The 1,782-nt window shown below is 41.9% G+C and carries 2 protein-coding genes; one reads left to right on the top strand and one right to left on the bottom strand.

Going from position 1 to position 1,782, the window contains the following annotated elements; genetic code table 11:
- Window positions 1–249: hypothetical protein (locus ELS82_RS27465; RefSeq protein WP_208733304.1), on the top strand; the 249-nt coding region annotated here is incomplete at its 5' end.
- 572 nt (window positions 250–821) lie between these two features.
- On the opposite strand, the gene ELS82_RS24655 is transcribed toward ELS82_RS27465, so the two are convergent.
- Entirely contained in the window at window positions 822–1,190 is a 369-nt protein-coding gene (locus ELS82_RS24655; protein ID WP_134837731.1) for a VOC family protein, read from the bottom strand.
- Window positions 1,191–1,782 lie beyond the last annotated feature (592 nt).

The raw sequence follows: 1,782 nt of genomic DNA, 5'->3' as shown, positions 1-1,782 counted from the left end.
CAAGTAGTTGATTGTTTAGCTCTCGCTGTTGATCAGCAAGTAATTGATATTCTTCGTAATCCATATTGTTGCCAAATTAAATTGCTAGCTTTAGCCTTAAGATTACCTCAACTGGCTTGCACTGAACACTCTTTGACACCTAACGCCCTGTTAAGGTGTGAGCAACGCAATACCGATGTTTCCGCATACCACCTTAGTCACTTAAACCAACGCATGGTAAAAATGCCACGCGTTGCGAATCACTCTTAAACAGTTTGTTAGAACGATGCCACGTAACTCATTGTATGCGCAAAGATATTAAAGAAAAACACAAAACGAAAGGCTGTGAACTCGAAAGTGAGAGGGACAGCTGCCAAACCAAAACTCACGCTCAAAACTTCAGCTAGCGCAGAAGAAAAACACTCTGAAATACTGCTCTACCAGCGCTTTCAAATTAGCAAAGGATTCGGGCGTAAAACCCAAACAACCACGCCAAAGAACAAGGTTTAAGGCGATGAACTTTCAAAGCCAAAGAAGCCGCACGAAAGAAATAGCTACAGCGTTAGAAACCGTAACCAACTAATTTAAAGCGAACTCTCCGCACATAGTGCCACCGGAAAGAACGTGAAAGTCACTCTGGTTCAGGTGAAAAGCAAAGCCTAGAACAAGATTAACTCTGAAATTTTAGCCTGTGATTTCCAACCCGTTCTAACGCCCAATTAAGTTGTGAGCAACGCTGCCACCTTACCCGAACACTTCACCTTAATCACTAAACCAACTGAAACCGAAAGTGCCGAGCGTTGTGAATCAGCTTGAATTGCTTGTTATATGTGTACTCGAAGCTACATTGAAACTGCTTCGATTTTGTTTCCGTCTAAGTCACGTACAAACGCTGCATAATAGGTTTCACCATATTCTGGCCTTAAGCCTGGCTTCCCTGCACACGAACCACCCAATTCAATGGCTGTAGCATAGAACTGGTCAACTGCTTCTTTGGAAGGCGCATTGAAAGCAACATGAGCACCATTACTTGATATAGCTTTTCCTTCGCAGGGACTTCCGACCCAAAATTCAAAGTTTTCACCATAAGCTGCCGCGATATTTTCTATATAGTGAGAACGCTTAATAGACAACGTAGAAAGAACTGAGTCATAAAAACCAACTGCTTTTACCACATCAGAAGCACCAACTGAGACGTGATTTAGAATCATTTTTAAGTCCTTTTATTATTTGAAACTTGAAAGCATATAACGCCAAATTAAGTAGTGAGCAACGCCACCACCTGACCTAAACCATTGTGCCGTAAACACTAAAGTTGATTCAAACCGAAAATGCCAAGCGTTGCGAATCTGCTTAAATTTATTGTTAGGCAAATTTTCTGCGTACTCACTAGCTTTGTTTGAAAACAGAATACCTTAAACACGATTAGCAACCAATTACCCACTGACTTTTTGTGATTCAAGAACCACTGAAGTCGCTATGTTACAGCCGAGATTTCAACAACCACGAAATGCGCCCTTTCAGCGACGAAGTAGCTTTTAAACCGGAAAACTAAAAGCTGCGAACTGACAGCAAAAATGAAWGCTTCGATTAACTTGTCCTTTCCACACTTTAAGCCAGTGAAACTCACCACCAACCGATACTGAAAACCAATGAGGCAACCCACGAATCTTGGCATGTTTTACGGTTGGAGAGATTCAAGAATTTGAGCCGACAATACAGAATTGCCGACTAAGAAAAGCAGGTGGCCAGAGGGAGCAAGAAGATTAGAACAAAGAACTTTTCTGCCCTTTGCCTAACGCC

It is taken from the genome of Vibrio ouci (assembly GCF_004551525.1).
GTDB lineage: Bacteria > Pseudomonadota > Gammaproteobacteria > Enterobacterales > Vibrionaceae > Vibrio > Vibrio ouci.
The sequence above is the reverse complement of the archived record's forward strand: the minus strand, read 5'-3'. Positions and strand labels throughout refer to the sequence as shown.

Bases quoted from the DNA above. Each gene is read 5' to 3' on its own strand.
- ELS82_RS24655 (WP_134837731.1), bottom strand. From the start codon at position 1,190: ATGATTCTAAATCACGTCTCAGTTGGTGCTTCTGATGTGGTAAAAGCA.